This is a genomic window from Herbaspirillum sp. GCM10030257, assembly GCF_042666555.1.
Lineage (GTDB): Bacteria > Pseudomonadota > Gammaproteobacteria > Burkholderiales > Burkholderiaceae_D > Noviherbaspirillum.
Window position 1 is genome coordinate 1 of record NZ_JBHTDH010000009.1, and the last position, 22,361, is coordinate 22,361.

Genomic DNA, 22,361 nt, shown 5'->3' on the forward strand with positions numbered 1-22,361 from the left:
GGAAGAAAGCGCGGATTCATGTCGACCGGTTTGAAGCGTGCCATCGTAGCTCCTTCATCGCAGATATCACTTACTCAGACAGCACAAACGTCGATTCGTTTACACCTTTTTGCACAGCCTCAACGTTTCGGATAACCAGCGGCGCAGCCGCCTGTGATCATTTTCATGTTAAATATTTGTAATTGCTTCTCTAAAAGCCTGCTCACCCTCCGCGCCCCACCAGGGCACTGTGATCGTGCCACCGAGTCGAACAAGTTCTCTTAGCATTGCAATAAAGCTAGCCACCTTGCTATCGCCCCATTCGGCTCCCATACGATAATCAAGGACCATTGAGTGCGGATCGACGAAGACACCTAAGTCTGGAAGTATTACGCCATCGCTTTCTAGTCCGCGCAAAACCAAATGAAATGGATCGGCAGCGCCCGAAAACACCAACTCGAAGTCATCTGGTGTTCGGAATTCTGTCTCCTTTTCTTCTTCCCGATTCCAGAGCGCCGCACCGCCGGCAGTGATGTCCTTACCACCAAGCCGGAAAAGAAATGCGAAGGCATCTCGCACTTGATTCGGTGAGTGAAAGTCGACCACTATCTCTGGCAGGCTACCGTCATCGACCTCGAAATATTGTTGAAGCGTCATTGATATTTAACGCCATGTTAAACGGCGGGCCTGCCCGACCGTGTTGAATATTGAGTTAAGCGTGTACCCATTCGGCACGAGAGGTTCTTTCTCAACATGGAAGCGTAAAGCCAAGTAATGTAGCGACACCGGCGAGCATCCAAGCAAAAATCAATTCACGTCGCGTCAACGGTCTTTGTTGATTCAACGCCTCTTGCAACTGTTCTTCTGTCATATGTACCACCCAACGCGAAAGACGTAGCATTCGCTCTCGCACATGGCGAGGCGTCGACGGCGATACGGCAAAGTAAAAAGCCACTACGAATACGCCCAATACCAAGAGCCATGAGAATTGGTAGCCGCATTCGGAATAAAACATATCCGCTTAACTATATTAATTAAAAGGCTTGGAGTGCCTGTTAAACCGGGGCGGTGCCTGATAAACCATTTCGCTTGAGCCTCCGCAAAGCGCATGCCGTCTGCCTTGCGTCAGTATACTGTACATCCATACAGTATTAATTAACCATGAAAAGCGGCACCCAGAATACTGAATCTAGGCAGCCACTGAAGTTGCTTGACCAGCTGCGACGTTGCCTTAGAGACAGGTACTATAGCCTGCGAACCGAATGCGTTTATGTATATTGGTCAAGATGGTATATCCGATTTCATAAGCTCCACCATCCCGCCGATATGGGAGCACCGGAAATCCATGCCTTTTTGTCGTACCTGTCCAACGAAAGGGACGTTTCCTAATCAACCCATCATCAGGCGCTGTGTGCTTTGCTTTTCCTATACAAACATGTCCTACAGATGGAATTACCTTAGATCGACAATCTTCCAAGACCGGAGAAGCCCGCTCGCCAGCCAACGGTATTGACGCGGCAGGAAATTAATCTCATCTTCGCGCAGATGACCGGCACGTACCTGTTGATTGCCAGACTGTTGTATGGCACTGGCATGCGCCTCATGAAGGACATTGACTTTCAACGGCGTGAAATCACGATCCGGCGAGGTAAAGGTAACAAGGACCGACTGACCATGCTGCCGTTGTCACTGGCTCAGCCCGTGCGAGATCAATCGGAGTACGCGAAATCACTCTATGAAGACGATCGGCTGTATCGTCGCAACGGCGTGATGTTGTCTGATGCGCTGGAAAGGAAATATCCATCGGCTGGTACTCAATGGGGATGGTATTGGGCATTTCCGTCCGATCATGAATCGCCTGACCCACGCAGCGGAATCGTCCGCCGGCATCATTTGTATGAACAGACAATCCAGCGTGCCGTACTGGCAGCAAAGCTAACGAAGCGAGCTTCGTGCCACACGCTTCGGCACAGTTTCGCAACCCATCTGATTGAAGCAGGGAATGACATTCGCACGGTGCAGGAGCTGTTAGGGCATAACGACGTATCGACCACAATGCCCTGAGAGACAAGTTTGATAGCGTTATTGATTCGCTTTTTTCAGTCGCATGACTCATGACGCTTGAAGGTGTGTTTCGGCCAGTTCTTTAATGAAGTCCTGCACGGCTACCACGCGCCGGCTTGCTTTCATGTCACGATGATACATTAGCCACAGGTCGCGTGACACGGGGATGGCGTCGCGGCTTACGCGGCAAAGTCCGGAATCGCCGTCCCCGATGAAACAGGGAAGCATGCCGAGTCCCAGACCCGCGCGCACTGCTGCATATTGTGTCAGCAAGCTATTGCAGACAATGGCAGGGGGCTTATCACTAAATGTTGATCGCATCCATTTGGCCATCGGCAATTCATCCCAATTACCGCCCCATGAAAAGTAGTCCCGTCCGCGCCAACCATCGGGCTGATCTTCACCGTCGTTGGCCGGCATGGCGCTGCTCGCACAGTACACATCAAAATCTATTTTGCCGATGCGCCTTGCGATGTAATCGGCCTCCCCTTCATTTGGCGCAACCATGCGCAGGGCCAGATCGGCTTCACGCCGTGAAAGATTGACACGTGCCAGTGCGACGTCGAGTTCAATCCGCAGCTTTGGGTGCCGCGCCCGCAATTTGTGCAGGTGTGGGACTACCAGGTGCGACGCGAGCATCTCGGTAGTAGCTAGCTTCACTATGCCTGATACCTCCTGTTGTGCGGACCGGTGTCCTTTACGTTCGGTCGCCATCATGGCTTGCTCAACCTGTTCGACTTGTTCTATCAGTTCCACACCCTCATCGGTAAGGAGGTAGCCGCTTTGCTGACGGAGAAACAGGGTTCTCCCGAAGCGCTTTTCAAGCGCGTCAACATGGCGTGACACGGTGGATGCACTGGTGCAAAGGGCTGCAGCGGCGCCACTAAGGCTGCCGCTACGCGCGACCGCCAGGAAAAATTTCAGATCATTCCAGTCGAAGCCTGTACTTTTCATTTTTGGAAAACCGTATTCCCTTTTCGTTAAACCTTTTTCAATTTCAGAAAACTATACTACTTCCATTCGCTGCGTGGACACTATGTTCGCTTTGCCACAGCGTGTTGCCAGGAAATGCCATTAACTAAATGCTGTTATTCATGGAGATAAAACGATGCAAGCAAGCCAGCCTGTTCTGTACGAGGAGAACGATGGTGTCGCAATCCTCACGCTTAATCGGCCGCAAGCACTCAATGCGCTTGACCTGCCGACGCTCCAACTTCTCTCCGAATTGCTCGACATGATTTCAATCCAAACCTCCGTCGGCGCAGTAATTCTGACGGGTGCCGGGGCAAACGCATTTTCTGCGGGCGCGGATATTAAATATCTGAACCAAGCGACGCCACTCGAGGTGCGAGAATTTGCGCGACTGGCGGTTCGAGTCACAAACAGGATTGAAACTCTTGGCAAGGTCGTCGTCGCCGCGCTCAACGGCTATGCCTATGGTGGCGGCCTGGAACTTGCTGAAGCCTGCATGATCCGGATTGCCGTCCGTCATGCAAAGCTCGGCCATCCCGAGGTTCGCATTGGCGCGGTTGCCGGATTTGGCGGTACGACCCGCCTTGCGCGACTGATCGGCAAGGGGCGTGCGGCCGAAATGCTGCTGCGTGGTCGTGCGATCGACACGGAGGAAGCATCGCGCATTGGTCTGGTGCAGGAGGTATCCGACCCTGACCAATTGATGAACACCGCATACGCAATCGTGCGCGACATCCTCGACCAATCATCCACCGCCGTAAGGCTGACCTGGGAGGCATTGCATCGTGGCCTGAACATGAGCCTGGAGGAATCCTCCGCACTTGGCGCGGATTTCTTCGGACTCGTCGCTACAACCGAGGATTTCCGCATCGGCACGCGTGCCTTTGTTGAAAAAACACAGCCCGTCTACATTGGTCGCTAACGACAGCGGCACGGCTCGTGTGGTCGGCGGCGTTAGGTGATCAATGACGCAGAAGAATTTGTTTCCAAAGATGTTCGATCTTGACGTCCTTTGGCTGAAGGCTTCCTCTTTCAGGCGAGCAAATAGGATCCATCGCCGCACGCTCGCAGATACGCGGGTTGTGACAATTCAGGGGATGCGCTAGGTCCGCAATTCATCTCGTATTTGCACTCTTATCAGCTTGCTGGGATACGCTGCAAATACGTGAATAAATAAAGCGAGATCATAACAATGGAAATTTGGTGCGCCCGCTATCAATAAGGATAAACTCGCCGGTCGTCTTGCGTGCACCGTCGCATAACCAGAAACAGGCATCGGCGACGTCTTCAGGTTGAATGGTGGCATTCAGAGGCGTGGACTTCATATATAACTGGCGGGTCGCCTCGTAACGCTCCGCTCCAAGGCCGTTCTGCAACCAGGGCGTCTCCACCATGCCGGGGCCGACGGCATTTATGCGGATTTCCGGTGCAAGTGCGCGTGCAAGGCCAAACGTCATGGCGTTGAGCGCGCCCTTCGATGCCATGTAGGCAACGCTCGAACCAATCCCCGAGACCGAAGCAATCGAGGATACATTGACAATGCCGGCGCCCGGGTTGCGTTTCATCAGCGGGGCCAGGGCTCGGATCATTTGATACGCACCAATGACATTGACTGAGTAGATATCATGGAAATCCTGGGCATTCAGCCCCTCGAGATGATTGGCAGCGACGAATTTGGTGGTGCCGGCGTTGTTGACCAGCGCATCGCATCGGCCCCACTTCTCTTCTACTGCCTGGGCAAGCGTCCGGCAGTCGTCATCTTCCGCGACGTTAGCCTGTTGCAGCAGTACCTCAGCGCCAAGTGCAATGCATTCATCAGCAACCACCTGTGCCGGCTCCGGGTTGCGCGAAAAATTGACGACGACATTGTAGCCATTCTTGGCAAACAGTTTGGCGGTGGCGGCACCAATACCTGACGAAGAACCCGTGATGACTGCAACTTTCTTGCTCATGATTGTTGTCTCCATTGATTTTGAAGTGCTTAGTTTACTCTTCCGACATTTGCATTGTGTTGGCACAGAGCAAATGAACAGATCCGTGCAAAATGACCGTCCGTGAGTTTTCCTTGCCGGCCTCCCGCGCCTTGGGCATTGAACGGCACCGACCTCAGGCAGAAGTGTTGAAGTGTTTGGTTATTATCGCAAGAAGAAAAGTTTATCTGCAGTTACCCTGAATAGATCAAGCGTTCGTGAAAGAAAAAATGCTGCTAAATACCGGACAGATTGACCATGGCAGGAATAGCCAGCGTTATCGAGTAATTTTTTCCGGCATTTGCGCCTTGATCCTGACGGTTGGATTGGCGCGCTTTGCCTATACCCCCATGCTCCCGATCATGCAGCGTGAGGCAGGACTAACCTATCTCGCAGGCGGATGGCTGGCAACATTCAATTATATGGGTTACATGGCTGGAACCCTTCTCGCAGCCACGACTGGAGAACCAAAGCAAAAGTATTACTTGTATCGTGCCGGGTTGGTCATTGCGCTGGCGAGCACCGCTGCGATGGGGTTGACGGAGAACGTGGCGCTGTGGGCGGTCCTGCGATTCATTCCCGGATTCTCAAGCATTGCAGGTTTGCTCTTGGCATCTGGTCTTATCTTGAACTGGCTTATTCGAAATGAACACCAGTCGGAACTAGGTCTGCATTTCACGGGACTGGGCTTGGGCATCCTGGTATCGGGTGTGGCAGTCGGCTCGATGGTCGGGAACTTGTCCTGGGACCAGCAATGGGTCGTACTGAGTCTGTTGGGCCTTGCATTCTTCATTCCGGCCTGGCGCTGGCTGCCTGCACCGCTGCCGATGCAAACCGGTAACGCAGCAAAGGCAGAGGCGACTCCACTTTCCCGACGTTGGCTTGGATTGCTGACTCTGGCTTACTTTTGCGCTGGTTTCGGATTCGTCACAGGTGCAACATTCATCGTGGCAGTCGTTGAAAGACTGCCTGCACTGACAGGCAAAGGTGCGTGGGTGTGGGTCATTGTCGGTGCCGCCGGCGTTCCGGCATCCTTCTTTTGGGATTGGGTGGCACGCCGGATGGGTGAAGTCCCAGCATTAGTCATTGCGTTCGGTGTGCAGGCCATTTCGCTTTTTCTTCCTGCGACCAGTATCAGCGGAATACTGAATGTGTCGAGCGCGGTCCTTTACGGAATGACAGCAGTTGGCATCGTCAGTCTGACTCTTTCACTTATCGGGCGCGCCTATCCAGGCAATCCGGCCAAGGCAATGGCGCGTCTCACGCTGAGTTACGGCGTGGCACAAGTCGCTGCGCCGGCGATGGCTGGCTATATCGCCGCAGTGACTGGCTCGTATCGTGGCGCTCTGATGGTGGCGACGGTAGTCATGGTCATTGGCATGGTGTTGCTTCAGATGTTGCGCCACCAGGAAAAATGAAGATTTCGGAGGATCGTGTCGTCTCACGCGTTTGTGGTTTCACGCAGTCGCTACCGACGACGGATCAGCGGCAATGGGCGCTATAGGCTGCCTTCGAGACATTTCTTTAATTCGTTCGACAGGCGTATGGCGACTTGTGCTTGCCTCTCGCTCTCCGGATAGTGGACGCTCAACGTTCGAGTTGAGCCGCTACGATACGAAGCCGAGTGGTTAGAGCATTTTCGTGTTGAGTAGCACCATTAAAGGTGCTGAACTTACAGCAGGAACAAGGAATCAGATCGGCACGCACGGTTAAGCGGAGGCTGTTATGCCATGGCATCTTGGTCAAGCCTACGGGCAAGATTTACGTGATCGCGTATTGAGTGCCGAGGGCAGTATTGGAGAAGTTGCTGCTCGCTTTGACGTGAGTCATTTGTATGTGGCCTGAGCGCGTTCCCGGCGACGACGTCTGGGAGTCGAAACACCCGGCGTGCAGTGCAGCCAGGTGCCGCTCAAACTGACCGGGCTTAAACAAGCTTTGGTCTACGAGGTAAAGACAGTCAACGACTTGATCCTCATGCAGCTGTGCGACTGGCTCGATGCTGAGCATGGTGTGCGGGTCGGCGTTTCGACCCTCTCGAAGACGTTGGTACGGCTGGGCATCAGCCTGAAAAAAAGACGCTCCATGCGAGCGAGCAAACCCGTCCGGACGTAGCGCTCGCACGACAAGCATGGCAGGCACAACAGCCAGAGTGCGCGCAGAGGATAATCCAGATAAGCCGTCTCACATCGCTGCTGTGGATGCAGGGCTGCGCCAAGCCTTTGCTCTCCTGACTGTTCGCTGCGCCACACCCAGCCCGGTGGAAAGTGCGGTAAGCAACAAGCAGCAGGATGAAGGCGAACAAAGATGCTTAGCCAGCGGTTGCCGATCCGCCCCCAATCCACAGTCCGGCGGGCGCTAGCAGCATGCCTATAGCGGCCATAAGCAAAGCCTGGAACAATCCGAGACTCGCGTCGAATATCAGCAGCGGGACGGCCAATATGCCGCCGCCGGCGCCGGTTAGATCCATGATCGTTCCTACCACCAATCCCCGTCCAGCATCGTTACCATGATTAGCATCCAATCTCTACGTGAATGTACGCGTACAGCGGAATGCTCTCATGGCAGGAGTCCATGTTCATTGCGGTCCCAAGCCGCTTTATGCTGCTGTACGGTGACCAGACGATCCCGAATTTCATAGACAGCCATCCCAACGAGCATGGCTGCGACGAAAATCAGCGGGTTGTTGCCGCCGTGAGCGAGCGAAGCCAGGGCCGGACCAGGACAATAGCCTGCCAAACCCCAGCCCGCCCCAAAGGTCAGGCTGCCCAAGACCAGGCGGCGGTCAATCTGGCTTGCTGCCGGCATGCGCATCACATCTCCGAGCCAAGCCTTTGTCCGGCCCTTTGCAAATTGAAAGGCGACGGCGGCCGCCAGAATCGCGCCGCCCATGACGAAGGCAAGCGAGGGATCCCAGTTCCCGGCCAGGTCGAGAAAACCGATCACCTTGGAAGGATCCGCCATCCCGGACAGGAGCAGGCCCAATCCGAATACCAGGCCAGTTATAAAAGCCATGACTACTTGCATGATGAACTCCTTCCTTATCCAAGCAGATGCCGAGCTACAAAGACAGTCACGAACCCGGCAAACATGAATGCCGCCGTTGCCACCAGCGAGCGCGGCGATCGGCGCGACAGGCCGCAAACGCCATGGCCACTGGTGCAGCCTGATCCGTAGCGGGTGCCAATGCCCACCAACAGACCAGCCGCCAAGAGAGTGGCGGTGCCTGCGTCAATCTGCACTTCAGGCAAGGGCATCACCAGTGAGAACGCGAAGGGTGCGCTAACCAGCCCAAGGATAAACGCGAGCCGCCAGGCGATATCGCCCGAAACCGGCCGCAGCAGACCCCCGACAATGCCGCTGATGCCGGCGATCCGCCCGTTAAACAATAGGAACATTCCGCTCGCCAAACCAATCAATAGACCGCCTGCCAGAGAAGCCCAGGGTGTGAAGTTTACCCAATCAATAGTCATCTCATTTTCCTTTCACGGCCTTGCCATTGCTGCAATAGATGGCATACAGGGTATGCAACACAGCGAGCGCTTCCTCGCTGACAATGCGATAAAAGATTTGTTTTCCTTCGCGTCGTGTGTCCACCATCCCCTCCTCCCGCAACACGGTCAGTTGTTGAGACAGGGTTGGTTGCCGGATTCCGGTTAGCACTTCCAAATCGCTGACACAGAACTCGCCTTGCGTCATCTGACAAAGCAACAACAGCCGGGCTGGATTAGCGAGCACTTTTAACAGGCCGCCCGCCCTCTCTGCAGCTGCCTGAAGGTCACTCAAGTCCACTTGCGCCATGTCTTTTCTCCTTATTCTAGTGCTCCCGCGAAACTATATATCTCGCTATATTATATCAAATCATGTTTTATTAACCGATATATCGTCGCTGTGTATATTGGAATGTCATGTTTGAGCTTCATGACGATATGTGGATGAAGACTGGTAGAACACGGAGATCGGTATTCAGTGCAGCTCTTGCTGAGCAGCTCTATACACTCCCGGTGTTATGCCAGTCCAATGACGGAAGGCGCGATGAAAAACCGCAGGCGAACTAAACCCCAAGGCAAAGGATATTTCTGTCAGCGAGACATCCGTGTACACCAGATGGAGAATGGCTAAGTCTCTGCGCAGTTCATCCTTGATGCCTTGGAAGGACATGTTCTCGTCCTGCAATCTTCGAAGTAGAGTCCGTGACGACATGTGAAGCCTGGTTGCAACGTCGTCCAGAGTTCGTCCTAGATCGGCGTACAGCAGCTCGCGCACCTTAAGTCGCATCGCATGCTGTCGATAGGACGTGAAAATCCAATCCCGGGGGGCTCGCTCCAGGAATGCACGAACATCGGCCGATTTGCGCGCCGGCCGGATTCTACCCAGTTCGATACAAAACTTAATCTGCGAATGCTTTTCCTGAAAAAGGACCGGGGCAGGAAAGAGAATCGAGTAATCGGCTGCGAAGGATGGCCGAGGGAAAGAGAACAGCACCTCCTGGACGGGTACTTCTCTACCAACAAACCATGAAACGATGCCGTGCGTCAGTTTTAACATCAAGGCATGTCCAAAGCGGTTCACGCCCGCGTTTGCATAACGCGGAATCAACTCCAGGCTCATGGTGCTTTCATTTTGAGACAGGTTGAGCTGATAGTCGTCCAGCAACAAGTTCCAGAACTGTGTGAAGCGATACAGCGCAACATTGATTGTTGGTGCATCCAACATGGCCCGGACGATGTACTTCAAGGTGCCGGTCCGGATGGGGCGACTCCACAGTCCCATCATTTCGTCGCCCGTTGCCGCAGCGCTCTCTTGATAGAGCCGCACGAGTTGATCGTGAGTTAGTCGAGAGACCGGATGACTGATGAATTCCTTGACGATGCCTGCCTGCTTCAGGCAACGGTCCAGGCTGGACTCTGAGCACACGGTTCGAAGGCTTCGCAACAAGTCTTGTACCAGTTCAAGCGAAACGGTCTCTGTTGTCGTGCTTCCCGCATCCGGTTGCAATCTATTTTCAATGGTGACACGGTCCATATCATCCACCACACCGGGGCGAAACAGTCGACGTCCCTTTGCATTCACATTCCAATACTAAATGTGAATGCAAAGGGGATGGCTGTGCTGCAGAAGCACACGCATTATTCCTTCCGCGCGAACACATGTGCTTGTGCGCTCTGGCCAGCGAACTCCTGAATGGAGGTGAAGGAGGTTGTAAAAAAGTTCGTATATACCTGAATCGCATTTGAAATATCTGTACTTATGTCTCCTTCTCCCATCGCATCTGCTTATTGAGCAAGAGTGGCATGAAGCTTAGGTCGCCGCAAACGATGGCCCGTGAGAGTCTATCATCCAGCATTTCCAAGACCGCATTGCTGGAATATCCCATTTTGGCAATTTTTGCATATTCATCGTCGTCATTGGCAATTGGGTTTTGCGAGCAGACACCCTAATCTGGAGCCACAAGAAAAGGGGCCAACGATACGGTACTGCCCGAATCCTCACACGCTACGGCGGGTACGTTCCTTGAGGGCATGCCGATGTTGTCCACGGGAAAAGGCAAATGGCAGTGCTCCGCCTGCTTCCGGAACCCCGCACTAATTCTCAGCAATACGACACTGTCGCGCTCGCGCCTTTCCACTTGATTCGAAGGAGTATTTCCATGTCTGAGCCTTTCCTAATAACGTCCGAGATGGATAATATTGGCATCATCACGCTGAATAGAGCATCTAAGCGCAATTCGCTCGACGAAGCCGCAATTGCCGAGATTGACGATTATTTTTCGAACGTCCCCAGCCATATCCGTGTCATTCTGATGACTGCCGAGGGCGATCACTTCTGCGCCGGCCTGGACCTCAAGGAACATCACGACAAGGAACGCAGTGCGGTGGACTTCCTACGCGTGTGCCAAGGATGGCATCGTGCCTTCGACAAGATCCAGCACGGTGGGATTCCCGTCATCGCTTGTCTGCAGGGCGCCGTGGTAGGCGGCGGTCTAGAACTCGCTAGCGCCGCACATGTGCGGATCGCCGACACGAGTACCTTCTTTGCCTTGCCAGAGGGTACGCGAGGCATCTTTACCGGCGGGGGCGCGACGGTACGTACAGCCAAAATCATCTCTGCCAGCCGGATGGTGGAACTGATGCTGACCGGGCGCGTGCTGAATGCACAAGAGGGCGAGCGACTGGGCCTGGCACACTACGTCTGCAACACGGAAGACAACCCAAAAACGGCATACGACCTCGGTCTGGAACTGGCGCGCAAGATCGCGACCAACGCGGTGCTCTCGAACTACGCAATCGTTAGTTCCATCAACCGTATCGCCGACATGGCATCGACCGAAGGCCTTTTCGCTGAGGGATTAATGGCCGCCGTCGTGCAAACCGGAGGCGACGTTCAAGAGCGGTTGAGTGAGTTTGTGAACAAAAAGGCCCACAAGGTCCGTCCAAAGTCCTAATAGCATCAGACATTTAGGTGTAGCCAACAAGCCAGATCAAGGATGGGGGCGAATGATGTTTTCCGACGATGATATCTCCCTGCGCCTGCCGGGCTACTCCAAGTATGAACGGCCTACATTGCAACGCCGATCATGTCCTGTCAAAGCTGCTTGGCATTAGGGAAAACGTCATTGCCGGTGATGAAAGCGCCATACCAGTGACGCCGACTTCCCGTGATTGGCCTTACAGGTGGCCCACGCCTCTGTGTTCATGCACATCATTCACCACATCTGATTTTTCATTTCAGCGGGACTAACATCATGACAATCATTAACAACAATGCCGAGATTGGCCAGTACATCGGAGGCGCCTTTACCACGGGCAGTGGCGTTCGTACTCAACCTGTCTACAATCCTGCAACTGGCGCTGTCCAACGTCATGTGCGGCTCGGTACTTCGCACGATGTTAAGACTGCAGTCGCGTCTGCGCAGGCGGCGTTTCCCGCGTGGGCAGACAATCCTCCGATTCGACGTGCACGGGTGTTATTCAAGTTCCTGGTGCTATTGAACCAGCACAAGGACGAACTGGCAGCGCTCATTACCGCTGAGCACGGAAAGGTCTTCACTGATGCTCAAGGTGAAGTGGCGCGGGGCGTCGACATCGTGGAGTTTTCGTGCGGTACTCCGCAACTTCTGAAAGGAGACTTCACCGATCAAGTCAGTACCGGCATTGACAACTGGACCGTGCGGCAACCGCTTGGCGTCGTCGCGGGCATTACACCATTCAACTTTCCCGTCATGGTGCCAATGTGGATGGCCCCGATAGCGATCGCCGCGGGTAACTGCTTTGTGCTCAAGCCCAGCCCCATTGATCCTGGCCCTAGTCTGTTCATTGCCGAACTATTCAAGCAGGCCGGATTGCCTGATGGGGTGTTCAATGTGGTGCAGGGAGACAAGGAGGCCGTGGATGCGCTGCTGGTACACCCGGATGTGAAGGCAATCTCTTTCGTAGGCTCCACGCCGATCGCCAACTACATCTACGAAACCGGCGCGCGTCTCGGCAAGCGCGTGCAGGCTCTCGGGGGCGCCAAGAACCATATGGTGGTCATGCCAGATGCCGATATCGACCAGGTCGTGGACGCACTGATCGGCGCAGGGTATGGTTCGGCCGGTGAACGGTGCATGGCGATTTCGGTGGCTGTGCTCGTCGGAGACATGGCCGACAAGATCATACCCAGGCTGGTAGAACGTACGAAGGCACTAAAGGTGCGCAACGGCACCAATCCGGATGCCGAAATGGGACCCATTGTGACGCCGGCAGCGTATGATCGAATCACTGGTTACATCGAGCAGGGAGTCAAGGAAGGCGCTCGGTTGCTAGTGGATGGTCGAACCTTTCTCGGCTCTACCGCAGGCGAGAACTGTAGCGAAGGATTTTGGCTTGGCGGCACGCTGTTTGACCACGTGACACCGGAGATGAGCATCTACCGGGAAGAGATCTTCGGTCCCGTATTGTCTTGCGTTCGCACGACCAATTTTGCAGCAGCCGTCCAGCTCGTCAACGACCACGAGTTTGGCAATGGCGTTGCATGCTTTACGCGGGACGGGAACATTGCGCGCGAGTTTGCACGGCGTGTTCAGGTAGGCATGGTGGGCATCAATGTACCGATCCCGGTTCCCATGGCTTGGCATGGCTTTGGCGGATGGAAAAAGAGCATGTTTGGTGATATGCACGCATATGGCGAGGAAGGCGTGCGCTTTTATACCAAGCAGAAGTCTGTCATGCAACGCTGGCCTGAGAGCATTGCCAAAGGTGCTGAGTTTGTCATGCCGACAGCCAAGTAGAATTAATAATTGCAGACCGTTGTCGGTGTCTGGCGACGGTCAGTTATGTCGGATCACAACACTCAGCGCCCGCACTCGTCACTGGGATGGACTCGATGAGGAGGCTTTGGCGCTGGTCGACACGGTTGACTCCTCAATTAGCCAATTCCGAAATTCTTTCACGATGGGACGCTCCAATGCATGAGGTGGGCATACCACGTAGTAAGCGAACGGACATGGCATTTCTCCTTCAAATGCAACAGTCAACTTTCCCGCGCTCAGTTCAAACTGAATAAGATGTTTGCTTGCCAAAAGAACGCCTTGCCCAGTGATCGCGGCTTCCAATGCCAGCAGTCCATTGCCAAAGCGATGCTCCCGTAAAATGTTGGGTGGTTGAACACCTATATGACGGAACCATTCTTGCCATCCAAATCGCTCAGGTGAACGATACGCGGTGCTATCACTTAACAGCCGTTGCTTGAGCAAGGTATGCGGCGAGGCTGAGGAAACGTTATTGCCGATGTCCGGTGACCACACCGGGATCAAGGACACATCTAGCAATTGCTGGGTCTCCAGTTCTGGATATTCTCCGTAGCCAAAACGCACCGAAAGATCGATGCCTGCCCTACGAAATGTTGTCGGGTCTGCCAGGCCACCTCGGATCGTATCGACCGAATGGAGACTGGCCTGAAGATGGACTTCTGCTTGTGGGCAGCGTGCGTAAAACCGATGCAAGCGCGGCACCAGCCATTTGGTTGCAAAAAGAGGTTCGGCGCAAACGGTGATTACCCATTTGGCTTCGCTGTAGGAGCAAATTTGTTCCACAGCGTCGTTAAGCGCAGCAAAGCCTTCCTGCAGGCTGGATAGCGCCGCTCTTGCCGCAGGTGTGAGGCTGACCTTGCGATGATGGCGAATGAAAAGTTCGACGCCAAGATGTTCCTCCAGCGCTTTTATTTGGTGGCTGATGGCTGCTGGAGTTACATGAAGCTCTTTTGCCGCAGCTGCGAAGCTCTTTGTTCTGGCCGCTGCTTCGAAATAGGACAGCGCTATTAACGAGGGCAGACGCTTGCTTCCTTCCGGCATCGGCCAGGTCTTCCGAGATTCGTTCGAGAAGCAGCTTCCCGCCACATCTGGTGCCAAATTGTCGTCACACACAACGGAAATCGTATCGCATGAAGCGTTGACCGCCGAAGGAGGCTTTACCATAAGAGTCCGTTTCTACTTTGCGTTGATGACTTCGTGAACTGCGAGCATTCTGCCAAGTCTTCGCAGACTTGCTTCGATCAATTTTGCTTCAAGCACCAGGAATCCGCAATCATTCTAGTTAAAGACGTCGAAGACACGCCGAGTATGCTAGGCACTTGCTTCCCCCATTGTAGAGTGCGCTCAAGCGCTCTCGTGTCCGCTGGAACCTCAAGCATTATGTGACTATCGACACGCTCGGCAACCCTCTACATCTCATCCTGATTGTGTCTAAGCAGCTGATATAAGTCAGCTTTGGGTCCCCTTTGCCTGAATTACTTTTTCTAAGCAATGTGCTTAGAAAACTTCGTTTTACGGTGGCGACACCGGCTCCTAAAATCCATTATTCGCAATTGCCTTGCCCACATTTCAGGCGATACGCTCACTCAGCAATACAACAGGAGTTCTTCCCCCATGTCTCAGCATCAGGCAGCGATTCAATGGCACCGCATCCCTCACCTCCTCGATGACAGCACCTATTCCCGAAACCACATTGCAACACTCAATGGACAACAGTCGGTCAATGTATCCTCATCCGTCGAATACAAAGGTGATCCCGCATGTTCCGATCCCGAACAAATGCTGGTCAGCGCGCTGGCGAGTTGCCACATGCTAACCTTTCTCGCGATCGCCGAATTCCAGGGGTATCGCGTGGAGAAATACGAAGATGTCGCCGTCGGTTACCTGGAGAAGGTCGAGGGTGTTGGCATGGCAGTCACGCGAATCGAGCTTGCGCCAAAGGTCGTCTTCGGAGGAAGTAAGCTTCCGGACGCTGCCGCAATCAGCCGGATCCATGCCGGAGCCCATAAGAACTGCTTCATCGGCAATTCGATCAAGGCTAAAGTGAGCGTGGTGACAAACGCTATCCCAGCTTGAACTTTGAACCAGCAAGACTTGATACAAGTACATCCATGGACATGACCTCCCTGCCCGGAGAAGCGTTGCTGCAACGGACCGAACGTGACGGTGTCATAACGCTTTGCATGAACCGTCCGCTGCAATTCAACGCGCTGTCCGAGGCAATGCTGGACGCAATGCGGCGTGAACTGGATTCCATCGCCATGGACCCCACGGTGCGCTGCGTCGTGTTGGCCGGTGCCGGCAAAGCTTTCTGTGCTGGACATGACTTGCGTGAAATGACAAAGTCACCCCGTCTCACTTACTACCAAGCGCTCTTCGCTCGTTGCAGCCTTGTAATGCAAGGAATTCAGATGCTGCCAGTGCCGGTGATTGCCCGTGTTCATGGTGTCGCTACTGCGGCCGGATGCCAACTCGTCGCCAGTTGCGATCTGGCGATTGCGTCGGAATCAGCACGTTTCGCGGTCTCAGGCATCAATGTCGGCCTATTCTGCTCGACACCAGCAGTTGCCTTGTCGCGCAATGTGTCATCGAAACGTGCTTTTGACATGTTGGTCACTGCCCGCTTCATCGATGCAGCGACCGCAGCCGATTGGGGCTTGATCAATGAGGCAGTCCCCGATGGCGAACTTGACGAGGCTATCGCACGCAAGACTGCCGAAATCCTGACGAAGAGTCCGACAGCAATTCGGTATGGTAAGTCAATGTTTTATCGGCAACGTCAGATGGCACTCGGCGACGCCTATGCCTATGCTAGCGACGTCATGGCGCGTAATATGATGGAAGAAGATGCCGCCGAAGGCGTTGACGCATTTCTGGAAAAGCGTCCTGCATGCTGGCGTTCCTGAGCACGGCAAGACAGCGGCCTATAACAAGTAACAACTCCTAGCCCATTGCCTTTTACACTCGTTACTAATCCATGGCGCCAGAACCGCCTTACGAATGGTTCAAAGCAAAACCGGCGCCGCATAGACCTGGCTGATGCGGCTGATTGACCACGCAATAGTGAAGAGAACAAATTGGCGCGATCTGCGGCCGCACACGTGGAAAATGACCCGTGACTAAGGTCTGCAAAACTTTGTATTTGCATCCACAATACTGGCTTCGCAGCAGAGAGGACACCATGAAAATTGAAACACTTGCAGTCCACGCCGGCTTTTCCTCCGACCCGACTACCAAAGCGGTAGCCGTGCCTATCTACCAGACCGTCGCCTACGCCTTCGACAACGCCCAGCATGGGGCCGACCTGTTCGACCTTAAGGTACCTGGCAACATTTACACTCGCATCATGAACCCGACCCAGGACGTGCTGGAAAAGCGTATGGCCGCGCTCGAAGGCGGCATCGGTGCATTGGCGATGGCTTCCGGTATGGCGGCGATCACGGCTGCGTTGCAGACGATCTGCGAAGCCGGCGACAACATTGTGTCCTCCACCACCCTGTACGGCGGCACTTACAACCTGTTAGCGCACACGCTGCCGCAGATGGGCATTGAGACGCGCTTCGCCGACGCGTCCAAACCGGAAAGCTTTGCTGCCCTGATCGACGCGCGTACCAAGGCGGTATTTTGCGAATCGATTGGCAACCCGCTCGGCAACATCACCGACTTGGCCGCACTCGCAGAGATCGCCCACGCTCACGGCGTACCCCTAATTGTCGACAACACGGTGCCCACCCCCTACCTTTGCCGGCCGTTCGAATACGGGGCCGACGTCGTCGTGCATTCGCTGACCAAGTATCTGGGCGGCCACGGCAACAGCGTCGGTGGCGTGATCGTAGACAGCGGCAAGTTCCCATGGGCACAGCACAAGGATCGATTCAAGCGCTTGAACGAACCAGACGTGTCCTACCACGGCGTGGTCTACACTGAAGCGCTCGGAGAAGCTGCCTACATTGGGCGCGCACGCGTGGTCCCGCTGCGCAACATGGGCGCGGCAATCGCGCCAATGAACGCCTTCCTTATCCTGCAGGGCATTGAGACACTGGCGCTGCGCATGGATCGCATATGCGAAAACGCGTCGAAGATTGCGCGCCACTTGAAGCAGCATCCGAAGGTGGCATGGGTTAACTACGCCGGACTGGAAGATCACCCGGATAACAAGCTGGTGCAGAAATACATGGGCGGGCGCGCTTCCGGCATCCTGTCCTTCGGTCTAAAGGCCGCCGACAAGGGTGATCCGCGTGCAGCGGGAGCACGCGTACTGGACGCGCTGCAGCTGTTTACGCGTCTGGTCAACATTGGCGATGCCAAGTCACTGGTCACTCACCCGGCCTCAACGACACACCGCCAGTTGAACCCGGAAGAATTGGCTAAGGCAGGCGTATCAGAAGAGATGCTGCGCCTGTCGATTGGCATCGAGCACGTGGACGACCTGATTGCCGACCTCGACAAGGCGCTGGCTGCTGCCTGATTCAGAAGACCTGCACGAACAATTCGGCCTGACGCGGGTGATCGACAACACTGCTGGCATCTACACGGAGCTCTGCGCATCGAGCTCCCCGCGAGGCTGGTGCCGACGATGCGCGCATATTGTCGCGCTCCACTCGACAAATCATTAAGACGACAGAACCTGTCAGGCCCTCTTTACGCCATTTTAGTGTAGGCATCAAAGAATCGCGGACCTCCCTTTGAAAAGTCAAAGACAAGTGTTTAAACTACACAAGGCAAGTGCAGGATGCGCTTAGTTTGGAACGGTTTGACGGAAGACGCCAAGAGATTCGACAGAATAGTCGGGCCACCGTGTTTTCTGCCTAGCGTTCCTCATTAGCTCTCTGTAGTACTTCGGCGACCAACTCATTGGAAAGCCGGTAACCAAAACTAAGCCATTGATCGAGGATCGGTCCAACCGCTGAAATTAACCCGCGGGCTTTTGCTGTCAGCAAAATGCCGGCGCTGCCAACCACGGAAATGTCATGTCGGCGCGCGACAATTCGTCCGAGACGTTCGTCAAGCAAGACAGGGCAGCTCTGCTTGAGAGCAAGTGCAATAGCCGCCTTTTCACCCGCATCAATCGGGGCGACTTCGAGCGAAGTTGGAAGTGCAGGATCATCGAGACAGATGATGATGCCGTTAGCTGCGGCTTGCTGAATTTTCTGCGCTCCTGGTTTGGACAGATCGTGAACGCATTCTTGCCACACAGTGTGCGGCACATGAATGGTTCCAGCAACAGTTCGCACCAGATCAAGGTAGTCGGAACGCGCAAATGCAATGAGCGGACTCGAATCAGCAACAATAAGCTTCATTGTTGCAGCAGTTTCAACTCTTCATCAAGCTCAGCGGGATCGTACTTTACCGCTGGGATACCGATAGACCCAAGAATTTCAATAAACGCTTCCTGGGGAAGCCCGGCAAACCGCGACGCTTTAGCAAGTGTCAGCACATCCGTTGCAAACAGCTTGATGGCGACATCCACCTTGACCCCGTGCTGAAGCAGAAATTCGTCGAATGGAACTGTCAAAAAGATCGGTTCGCCATGTTTGGCCACGACCGCCATTTCACCGGATTCGGCGGCGCGTGTGATATCGCCAGTACGCTCGCGCAGGTCGCGAATTGAAAATGTTTGCATAAGACCTCCAGTGTGCCATCAAATGATAGCACAATCGGTTTGTTTGCCTCTATGCCCGTTTGATGCTGTTTCAGGGTCCTTCTGTGGCAGTTCATCGGTAAACTCACGAATGTTTCCTTGGCGAAAATTGTTAATAGTTCTATATAACGTAATAGGTCTGATCTTATTCCTGTCTTCATGGGTTAAATGTTGCCCTGCTCCGACTGCAGTATTCGTATACCGCTCTACGGCCTGCTTTTTACTTAAACGCACAAATGATTTGATTAAATCGTTCATTTGTCGGATTTCTTTACACATATACTTTCATTCAATTTTTAATATCAGAATCGGGCTTTAATGGCTGTTCAGGCGGTAGTCTTCGATGCGTATGGCACCCTGTTCGACGTGTATTCGATCAGTGCGCTCGCCGAAAAGCTTTTTCGCGGTAATGGCGAAAAGCTTGCTGCATTGTGGCGCCGCAAGCAGATCGAATACACGCAGTTGCGTACGCTGTGCTCAACCTACAAGCCATTTTGGGAAGTCACTCAAGATGCGCTGGTGTACTCTTGCCGCTCCCTTGGACTCGATCTCGATCTGAAGGCGCAGCATGCCTTAATGTCGCAATACGCAAAGCTCGAGCCATTTGCGGAATGTGCTGGCGTACTTGAACAATTGAAGAGCCAGGACCTCAAACTCGCGGTGCTGTCAAACGGTAATCCAGAAATGCTGACCACCGTTGTCAAGGCTGCCGGCATGCAGGAGCTATTCAGTCACCTCTTGTCTGTCGACAGCGTAAGAAAATTCAAGACAGCGCCCGAAGCGTATCAATTGGGGCCGGATATTTTTGGCCTCCCGCCCAAAAACATGCTGTTCGTTTCGAGCAATTGCTGGGATATCTGCGGTGCCAGTTGGTTCGGCTACAAGACCTTCTGGGTCAATCGCGCGCAGGCCCCTATCGAAGAACTCGGCGTCGTGCCAAATGGCGAAGGGCGTTCACTCCGCGACTTGCTGCCATTCCTCCATGAAAGTGGAGCGTCGGGATAGATTGCTTACACTATTTCTTTTGCTAGACTGTTTTTCATTTGCTTTTATTTATACCTAAAACATACGAGGTCTCACACAATGACTAACCGCACTCCCTGCAATCGGCTTCAGGTCGCCACCGTGCTGTATCGCTTCATTGAAGATAAGGTCTTGCCGGGCACCGGCATTGACAGCGCCACCTTCTGGAAAGGCTTTGACGCAATCGCCCACGATCTCGCACCCAAGAACGCAGCATTGCTGGCAGAGCGCGATTGCATCCAGACGGAAATGGATAAATGGCACAGTGCCCACCCGGGTCCGATCGCCGATATGAGCGCATACCGCGCGTTTCTTGAATCGATCGGATATCTCGTCCCTCAGCCAAAAGAAGTCAAGGCAACCACGACCAACGTCGATGCGGAACTCGCCTTGCAGGCCGGCCCGCAATTGGTCGTGCCGATCCTTAACGCGCGCTATGCGCTGAATGCCGCAAATGCACGCTGGGGTTCGCTGTACGATGCGCTGTACGGCACCGACGCCATTCCCGAAACCGATGGCGCAACCAAGGCCGGCCCGAATGGTGAAGCCTATAACCCTGCACGCGGTGCGAAAGTCGTTGCTTTTGCACGTAACTTCCTCGACCAGTCCGCGCCTCTGGCAAAGGGTTCCCATCGCGACGCCGCAACCTACCAGGTAGTCGACGGCAAGCTCGCGGTCAAGCTACTGGACGGCAGCGTGACGGGTCTCGCCGACGAGAGCAAATTTGTCGGTTATCAGGGGCAAGCATCGGAACCGACATCGGTACTGCTGAAGAACAATGGCTTGCATATCGATATCCAGATCGATCGTGGAACACGTATCGGCAAGGACGATGCGGCTGGTGTAGCGGATGTCGTCATCGAAGCAGCATTGTCAACCATTCTCGACCTCGAAGATTCGGTTGCCGCTGTAGACGCCAATGACAAGGTCTTGGCATATAACAACTGGCTTGGCATTCTGCAGGCCACGCTTGCTGAAAGTGTCTCCAAGGGCGGCAAGACCTTTACCCGTAGCCTGAATGCCGACCGCAAGTACACCGCTGGCGCTGGCGCGACGGATGCTAAAGACGGCGTAGTAACGCTGCATGGGCGTTCCCTCCTCTTCCTGCGTAACGTTGGACATCTGATGACCAACCCGGCGATCCTGCTCGAGAACAGCCAGGAAATCCCGGAAGGCATCATGGATGCGGTGGTCACCGTCACCATCGCGCTGCATGACCTCAAGCGCAAGCAAGGCCAGGACATCGGCAACTCCCGTACCGGTTCGGTCTATATCGTCAAACCGAAGATGCATGGCCCGGCAGAAGTCGCGTTTGCCGCGGAATTGTTCGGCCGTGTCGAGGGCCTGCTCGGCTTGCCCGCCAACACGGTCAAGCTCGGCATCATGGATGAAGAGCGCCGTACCAGCGTCAACCTCAAGGCCTGTATCAGCGAAGCAGGTGCGCGCGTGGCGTTCATCAATACCGGCTTCCTTGACCGCACCGGCGACGAAATGCACACTGCGATGCGTGCAGGTCCGATGATGCGCAAAGGCGACATGAAAACCAGTGCATGGCTGACTGCCTATGAACGCAGCAATGTACTGGTGGGCCTGTCCTGCGGCCTGCGCGGGCGTGCGCAGATCGGTAAGGGCATGTGGGCAATGCCAGACCTGATGGCTGCCATGCTGGAGCAAAAAATCAATCACCCCAAGGCTGGCGCCAATACGGCATGGGTGCCGTCGCCGACCGCCGCAACCCTGCATGCGCTGCATTATCATCAGGTCAACGTATCCCAGATCCAGCAAGAGCTTGAGAAAATCGATGCTGCTACCGAGATCGAGCGCCTGCTGAATGATTTGCTGAAGGTCCCCGTCGTCGCCGAAGCCAAGTGGTCGGCTGCCGAGATCCAGCAGGAACTCGATAACAACGCACAAGGCATTCTCGGCTACGTGGTGCGCTGGGTAGACCAGGGCGTAGGCTGCTCCAAGGTACCGGACATCCACAACGTTGGCCTGATGGAAGATCGTGCGACGCTGCGCATCTCCAGCCAGCACATTGCGAACTGGCTGTTGCATGGCATCGTAACTGAAGCCCAGGTGACCGAAACCATGCAACGCATGGCCAAGGTCGTCGACGCGCAGAACGACAACGATCCGTTCTACAAGCCAATGGCACCGAACTTCGAGTCGTCTTATGCCTATCGCGCTGCGCGTGACTTGGTGTTCAAGGGTCTCGAACAGCCCAGCGGTTACACTGAGCCGCTGCTGCATGCATGGCGCCTGAAGGTGAAGGCCGAAGCACCGGGCAAGTAAGCCGGCTGCATCCGGCAAAGGCGGCTTCCTGACTGAAGCCGCCTTCAGTCGTTTCAGTTTCCGCATTTATCCGGCGGCCAGACCCGCCGGATGTCTTTATATCCGCCGAAAACCTTGTGTATCCACCTTGTTC

General features: G+C 54.5%; 25 protein-coding genes. 13 read left to right on the forward strand and 12 right to left on the reverse strand.

Annotated elements, in window-relative coordinates:
* Positions 1 to 182: hypothetical protein (locus ACFQUU_RS15155; protein WP_382248541.1), on the forward strand; the 182-nt coding region annotated here is incomplete at its 5' end.
* Here the strand turns inward: ACFQUU_RS15155 and ACFQUU_RS15160 are convergent.
* Positions 169 to 636: a hypothetical protein gene (locus ACFQUU_RS15160; protein ID WP_382248543.1), complete on the reverse strand. Its 468-nt coding sequence runs from the start codon at positions 634 to 636 to the stop codon at positions 169 to 171. The two genes, ACFQUU_RS15155 and ACFQUU_RS15160, sit on opposite strands and share 14 nt — an antisense overlap.
* A gap of 504 nt (positions 637 to 1,140) precedes the next feature.
* Between ACFQUU_RS15160 and ACFQUU_RS15165 the strand changes: the two genes are divergently transcribed.
* A complete protein-coding gene (locus tag ACFQUU_RS15165) occupies positions 1,141 to 1,368 on the forward strand; it encodes a phage integrase N-terminal SAM-like domain-containing protein (RefSeq protein ID WP_382248545.1) in 228 nt (75 codons plus the stop codon).
* 120 nt (positions 1,369 to 1,488) lie between these two features.
* A complete protein-coding gene (locus ACFQUU_RS15170; RefSeq protein WP_382248547.1) occupies positions 1,489 to 2,043 on the forward strand; it encodes a tyrosine-type recombinase/integrase in 555 nt (184 codons plus the stop codon).
* A 48-nt stretch (positions 2,044 to 2,091) separates the two neighbouring features.
* Here the strand turns inward: ACFQUU_RS15170 and ACFQUU_RS15175 are convergent, their stop codons facing one another.
* Positions 2,092 to 2,997, reverse strand: coding sequence for a LysR family transcriptional regulator (locus ACFQUU_RS15175; RefSeq protein WP_382248549.1), 906 nt, complete (start codon positions 2,995 to 2,997; stop codon positions 2,092 to 2,094).
* A gap of 154 nt (positions 2,998 to 3,151) precedes the next feature.
* Here ACFQUU_RS15175 and ACFQUU_RS15180 point away from each other — a divergent pair, with 154 nt between their 5' ends.
* A complete protein-coding gene (locus ACFQUU_RS15180) occupies positions 3,152 to 3,937 on the forward strand; it encodes an enoyl-CoA hydratase/isomerase family protein (RefSeq protein ID WP_382248551.1) in 786 nt (261 codons plus the stop codon).
* A 262-nt stretch (positions 3,938 to 4,199) separates the two neighbouring features.
* Here the strand turns inward: ACFQUU_RS15180 and ACFQUU_RS15185 are convergent, their stop codons facing one another.
* On the reverse strand, positions 4,200 to 4,967 hold the full coding sequence (locus ACFQUU_RS15185) for an SDR family NAD(P)-dependent oxidoreductase (protein ID WP_382248553.1): 768 nt from the start codon (positions 4,965 to 4,967) through the stop codon (positions 4,200 to 4,202).
* Between the two features lie 248 nt (positions 4,968 to 5,215).
* Here ACFQUU_RS15185 and ACFQUU_RS15190 point away from each other — a divergent pair, with 248 nt between their 5' ends.
* Complete coding sequence (locus tag ACFQUU_RS15190) at positions 5,216 to 6,403, forward strand: YbfB/YjiJ family MFS transporter (protein WP_382248555.1); 1,188 nt, start codon at positions 5,216 to 5,218, stop codon at positions 6,401 to 6,403.
* A gap of 484 nt (positions 6,404 to 6,887) precedes the next feature.
* A complete protein-coding gene (locus ACFQUU_RS15195) occupies positions 6,888 to 7,097 on the forward strand; it encodes a hypothetical protein (RefSeq protein ID WP_382248557.1) in 210 nt (69 codons plus the stop codon).
* Positions 7,098 to 7,293: 196 nt separating this feature from the next.
* On the opposite strand, the gene ACFQUU_RS15200 is transcribed toward ACFQUU_RS15195, so the two are convergent.
* From ACFQUU_RS15200 to ACFQUU_RS15220, 5 genes are all read right to left on the reverse strand, one after another.
* A complete protein-coding gene (locus ACFQUU_RS15200) occupies positions 7,294 to 7,452 on the reverse strand; it encodes a hypothetical protein (RefSeq protein ID WP_382248559.1) in 159 nt (52 codons plus the stop codon).
* Between the two features lie 89 nt (positions 7,453 to 7,541).
* Positions 7,542 to 8,009, reverse strand: coding sequence for a DUF6691 family protein (locus ACFQUU_RS15205; RefSeq protein WP_382248561.1), 468 nt, complete (start codon positions 8,007 to 8,009; stop codon positions 7,542 to 7,544).
* 14 nt (positions 8,010 to 8,023) lie between these two features.
* Positions 8,024 to 8,455 carry a YeeE/YedE family protein gene (locus ACFQUU_RS15210; protein WP_382248563.1) on the reverse strand — a complete coding sequence of 144 codons (432 nt, stop codon included), beginning with the start codon at positions 8,453 to 8,455 and terminating at the stop codon, positions 8,024 to 8,026.
* Position 8,456: 1 nt separating this feature from the next.
* Entirely contained in the window at positions 8,457 to 8,783 is a 327-nt protein-coding gene (locus ACFQUU_RS15215) for a metalloregulator ArsR/SmtB family transcription factor (protein ID WP_382248565.1), read from the reverse strand.
* A 165-nt stretch (positions 8,784 to 8,948) separates the two neighbouring features.
* The gene (locus tag ACFQUU_RS15220; RefSeq protein WP_382248567.1) at positions 8,949 to 10,007 is read right to left on the reverse strand and encodes an AraC family transcriptional regulator ligand-binding domain-containing protein; all 1,059 of its coding nucleotides are present in this window, start codon (positions 10,005 to 10,007) and stop codon (positions 8,949 to 8,951) included.
* Positions 10,008 to 10,632: 625 nt separating this feature from the next.
* On the opposite strand from ACFQUU_RS15220, the gene ACFQUU_RS15225 reads away from it, so the two are divergent.
* Together ACFQUU_RS15225 and ACFQUU_RS15230 are read left to right on the forward strand one after the other, a co-directional pair.
* Positions 10,633 to 11,427 carry a crotonase/enoyl-CoA hydratase family protein gene (locus ACFQUU_RS15225; protein WP_382248569.1) on the forward strand — a complete coding sequence of 265 codons (795 nt, stop codon included), beginning with the start codon at positions 10,633 to 10,635 and terminating at the stop codon, positions 11,425 to 11,427.
* Positions 11,428 to 11,727: 300 nt separating this feature from the next.
* Positions 11,728 to 13,251: a CoA-acylating methylmalonate-semialdehyde dehydrogenase gene (locus ACFQUU_RS15230; protein ID WP_382248571.1), complete on the forward strand. Its 1,524-nt coding sequence runs from the start codon at positions 11,728 to 11,730 to the stop codon at positions 13,249 to 13,251.
* Between the two features lie 78 nt (positions 13,252 to 13,329).
* On the opposite strand, the gene ACFQUU_RS15235 is transcribed toward ACFQUU_RS15230, so the two are convergent.
* On the reverse strand, positions 13,330 to 14,436 hold the full coding sequence (locus ACFQUU_RS15235; RefSeq protein WP_382248573.1) for a LysR family transcriptional regulator: 1,107 nt from the start codon (positions 14,434 to 14,436) through the stop codon (positions 13,330 to 13,332).
* A 450-nt stretch (positions 14,437 to 14,886) separates the two neighbouring features.
* Here ACFQUU_RS15235 and ACFQUU_RS15240 point away from each other — a divergent pair, with 450 nt between their 5' ends.
* The 3 genes from ACFQUU_RS15240 to ACFQUU_RS15250 all read left to right on the forward strand — a co-directional run bounded on the left by ACFQUU_RS15240 (position 14,887) and on the right by ACFQUU_RS15250 (position 17,740).
* Positions 14,887 to 15,348: an OsmC family protein gene (locus tag ACFQUU_RS15240; RefSeq protein WP_382248575.1), complete on the forward strand. Its 462-nt coding sequence runs from the start codon at positions 14,887 to 14,889 to the stop codon at positions 15,346 to 15,348.
* A gap of 35 nt (positions 15,349 to 15,383) precedes the next feature.
* Positions 15,384 to 16,178, forward strand: coding sequence for an enoyl-CoA hydratase (locus tag ACFQUU_RS15245; protein ID WP_382248577.1), 795 nt, complete (start codon positions 15,384 to 15,386; stop codon positions 16,176 to 16,178).
* A 275-nt stretch (positions 16,179 to 16,453) separates the two neighbouring features.
* Complete coding sequence (locus tag ACFQUU_RS15250) at positions 16,454 to 17,740, forward strand: O-acetylhomoserine aminocarboxypropyltransferase/cysteine synthase family protein (protein WP_382248579.1); 1,287 nt, start codon at positions 16,454 to 16,456, stop codon at positions 17,738 to 17,740.
* Between the two features lie 340 nt (positions 17,741 to 18,080).
* On the opposite strand, the gene ACFQUU_RS15255 is transcribed toward ACFQUU_RS15250, so the two are convergent.
* Genes ACFQUU_RS15255 through ACFQUU_RS15265 form a run of 3 tightly spaced genes read right to left on the reverse strand, consistent with a single transcriptional unit; the run spans position 18,081 to position 19,171 of the window.
* Positions 18,081 to 18,572, reverse strand: a complete 492-nt coding sequence (locus ACFQUU_RS15255) for a DUF3368 domain-containing protein (protein WP_382248581.1) — start codon at positions 18,570 to 18,572, stop codon at positions 18,081 to 18,083.
* Positions 18,569 to 18,895 carry a UPF0175 family protein gene (locus ACFQUU_RS15260; RefSeq protein WP_382248583.1) on the reverse strand — a complete coding sequence of 109 codons (327 nt, stop codon included), beginning with the start codon at positions 18,893 to 18,895 and terminating at the stop codon, positions 18,569 to 18,571. Before ACFQUU_RS15260 ends, ACFQUU_RS15255 begins: the two co-directional genes overlap by 4 nt.
* Positions 18,896 to 18,913: 18 nt before the next feature.
* Complete coding sequence (locus ACFQUU_RS15265) at positions 18,914 to 19,171, reverse strand: hypothetical protein (RefSeq protein WP_382248585.1); 258 nt, start codon at positions 19,169 to 19,171, stop codon at positions 18,914 to 18,916.
* 60 nt (positions 19,172 to 19,231) lie between these two features.
* Here ACFQUU_RS15265 and ACFQUU_RS15270 point away from each other — a divergent pair, with 60 nt between their 5' ends.
* Both ACFQUU_RS15270 and ACFQUU_RS15275 read left to right on the forward strand, forming a co-directional pair.
* Positions 19,232 to 19,918, forward strand: coding sequence for a haloacid dehalogenase type II (locus tag ACFQUU_RS15270; protein ID WP_382248587.1), 687 nt, complete (start codon positions 19,232 to 19,234; stop codon positions 19,916 to 19,918).
* A 78-nt stretch (positions 19,919 to 19,996) separates the two neighbouring features.
* On the forward strand, positions 19,997 to 22,228 hold the full coding sequence (locus ACFQUU_RS15275; protein ID WP_382248589.1) for a malate synthase G: 2,232 nt from the start codon (positions 19,997 to 19,999) through the stop codon (positions 22,226 to 22,228).
* Positions 22,229 to 22,361 lie beyond the last annotated feature (133 nt).

Bases quoted from the DNA above. Each gene is read 5' to 3' on its own strand.
- ACFQUU_RS15160 (WP_382248543.1), bottom strand. From the start codon at position 636: ATGACGCTTCAACAATATTTCGAGGTCGATGACGGTAGCCTGCCAGAG.
- ACFQUU_RS15165 (WP_382248545.1), top strand. From the start codon at position 1,141: ATGAAAAGCGGCACCCAGAATACTGAATCTAGGCAGCCACTGAAGTTG.
- ACFQUU_RS15175 (WP_382248549.1), bottom strand. From the start codon at position 2,997: ATGAAAAGTACAGGCTTCGACTGGAATGATCTGAAATTTTTCCTGGCG.
- ACFQUU_RS15180 (WP_382248551.1), top strand. From the start codon at position 3,152: ATGCAAGCAAGCCAGCCTGTTCTGTACGAGGAGAACGATGGTGTCGCA.
- ACFQUU_RS15185 (WP_382248553.1), bottom strand. From the start codon at position 4,967: ATGAGCAAGAAAGTTGCAGTCATCACGGGTTCTTCGTCAGGTATTGGT.
- ACFQUU_RS15190 (WP_382248555.1), top strand. From the start codon at position 5,216: ATGCTGCTAAATACCGGACAGATTGACCATGGCAGGAATAGCCAGCGT.
- ACFQUU_RS15200 (WP_382248559.1), bottom strand. From the start codon at position 7,452: ATGGATCTAACCGGCGCCGGCGGCGGCATATTGGCCGTCCCGCTGCTG.
- ACFQUU_RS15205 (WP_382248561.1), bottom strand. From the start codon at position 8,009: ATGCAAGTAGTCATGGCTTTTATAACTGGCCTGGTATTCGGATTGGGC.
- ACFQUU_RS15210 (WP_382248563.1), bottom strand. From the start codon at position 8,455: ATGACTATTGATTGGGTAAACTTCACACCCTGGGCTTCTCTGGCAGGC.
- ACFQUU_RS15215 (WP_382248565.1), bottom strand. From the start codon at position 8,783: ATGGCGCAAGTGGACTTGAGTGACCTTCAGGCAGCTGCAGAGAGGGCG.
- ACFQUU_RS15220 (WP_382248567.1), bottom strand. From the start codon at position 10,007: ATGGACCGTGTCACCATTGAAAATAGATTGCAACCGGATGCGGGAAGC.
- ACFQUU_RS15225 (WP_382248569.1), top strand. From the start codon at position 10,633: ATGTCTGAGCCTTTCCTAATAACGTCCGAGATGGATAATATTGGCATC.
- ACFQUU_RS15230 (WP_382248571.1), top strand. From the start codon at position 11,728: ATGACAATCATTAACAACAATGCCGAGATTGGCCAGTACATCGGAGGC.
- ACFQUU_RS15235 (WP_382248573.1), bottom strand. From the start codon at position 14,436: ATGGTAAAGCCTCCTTCGGCGGTCAACGCTTCATGCGATACGATTTCC.
- ACFQUU_RS15240 (WP_382248575.1), top strand. From the start codon at position 14,887: ATGTCTCAGCATCAGGCAGCGATTCAATGGCACCGCATCCCTCACCTC.
- ACFQUU_RS15245 (WP_382248577.1), top strand. From the start codon at position 15,384: ATGGACATGACCTCCCTGCCCGGAGAAGCGTTGCTGCAACGGACCGAA.
- ACFQUU_RS15250 (WP_382248579.1), top strand. From the start codon at position 16,454: ATGAAAATTGAAACACTTGCAGTCCACGCCGGCTTTTCCTCCGACCCG.
- ACFQUU_RS15255 (WP_382248581.1), bottom strand. From the start codon at position 18,572: ATGAAGCTTATTGTTGCTGATTCGAGTCCGCTCATTGCATTTGCGCGT.
- ACFQUU_RS15260 (WP_382248583.1), bottom strand. From the start codon at position 18,895: ATGCAAACATTTTCAATTCGCGACCTGCGCGAGCGTACTGGCGATATC.
- ACFQUU_RS15265 (WP_382248585.1), bottom strand. From the start codon at position 19,171: ATGAACGATTTAATCAAATCATTTGTGCGTTTAAGTAAAAAGCAGGCC.
- ACFQUU_RS15270 (WP_382248587.1), top strand. From the start codon at position 19,232: ATGGCTGTTCAGGCGGTAGTCTTCGATGCGTATGGCACCCTGTTCGAC.
- ACFQUU_RS15275 (WP_382248589.1), top strand. From the start codon at position 19,997: ATGACTAACCGCACTCCCTGCAATCGGCTTCAGGTCGCCACCGTGCTG.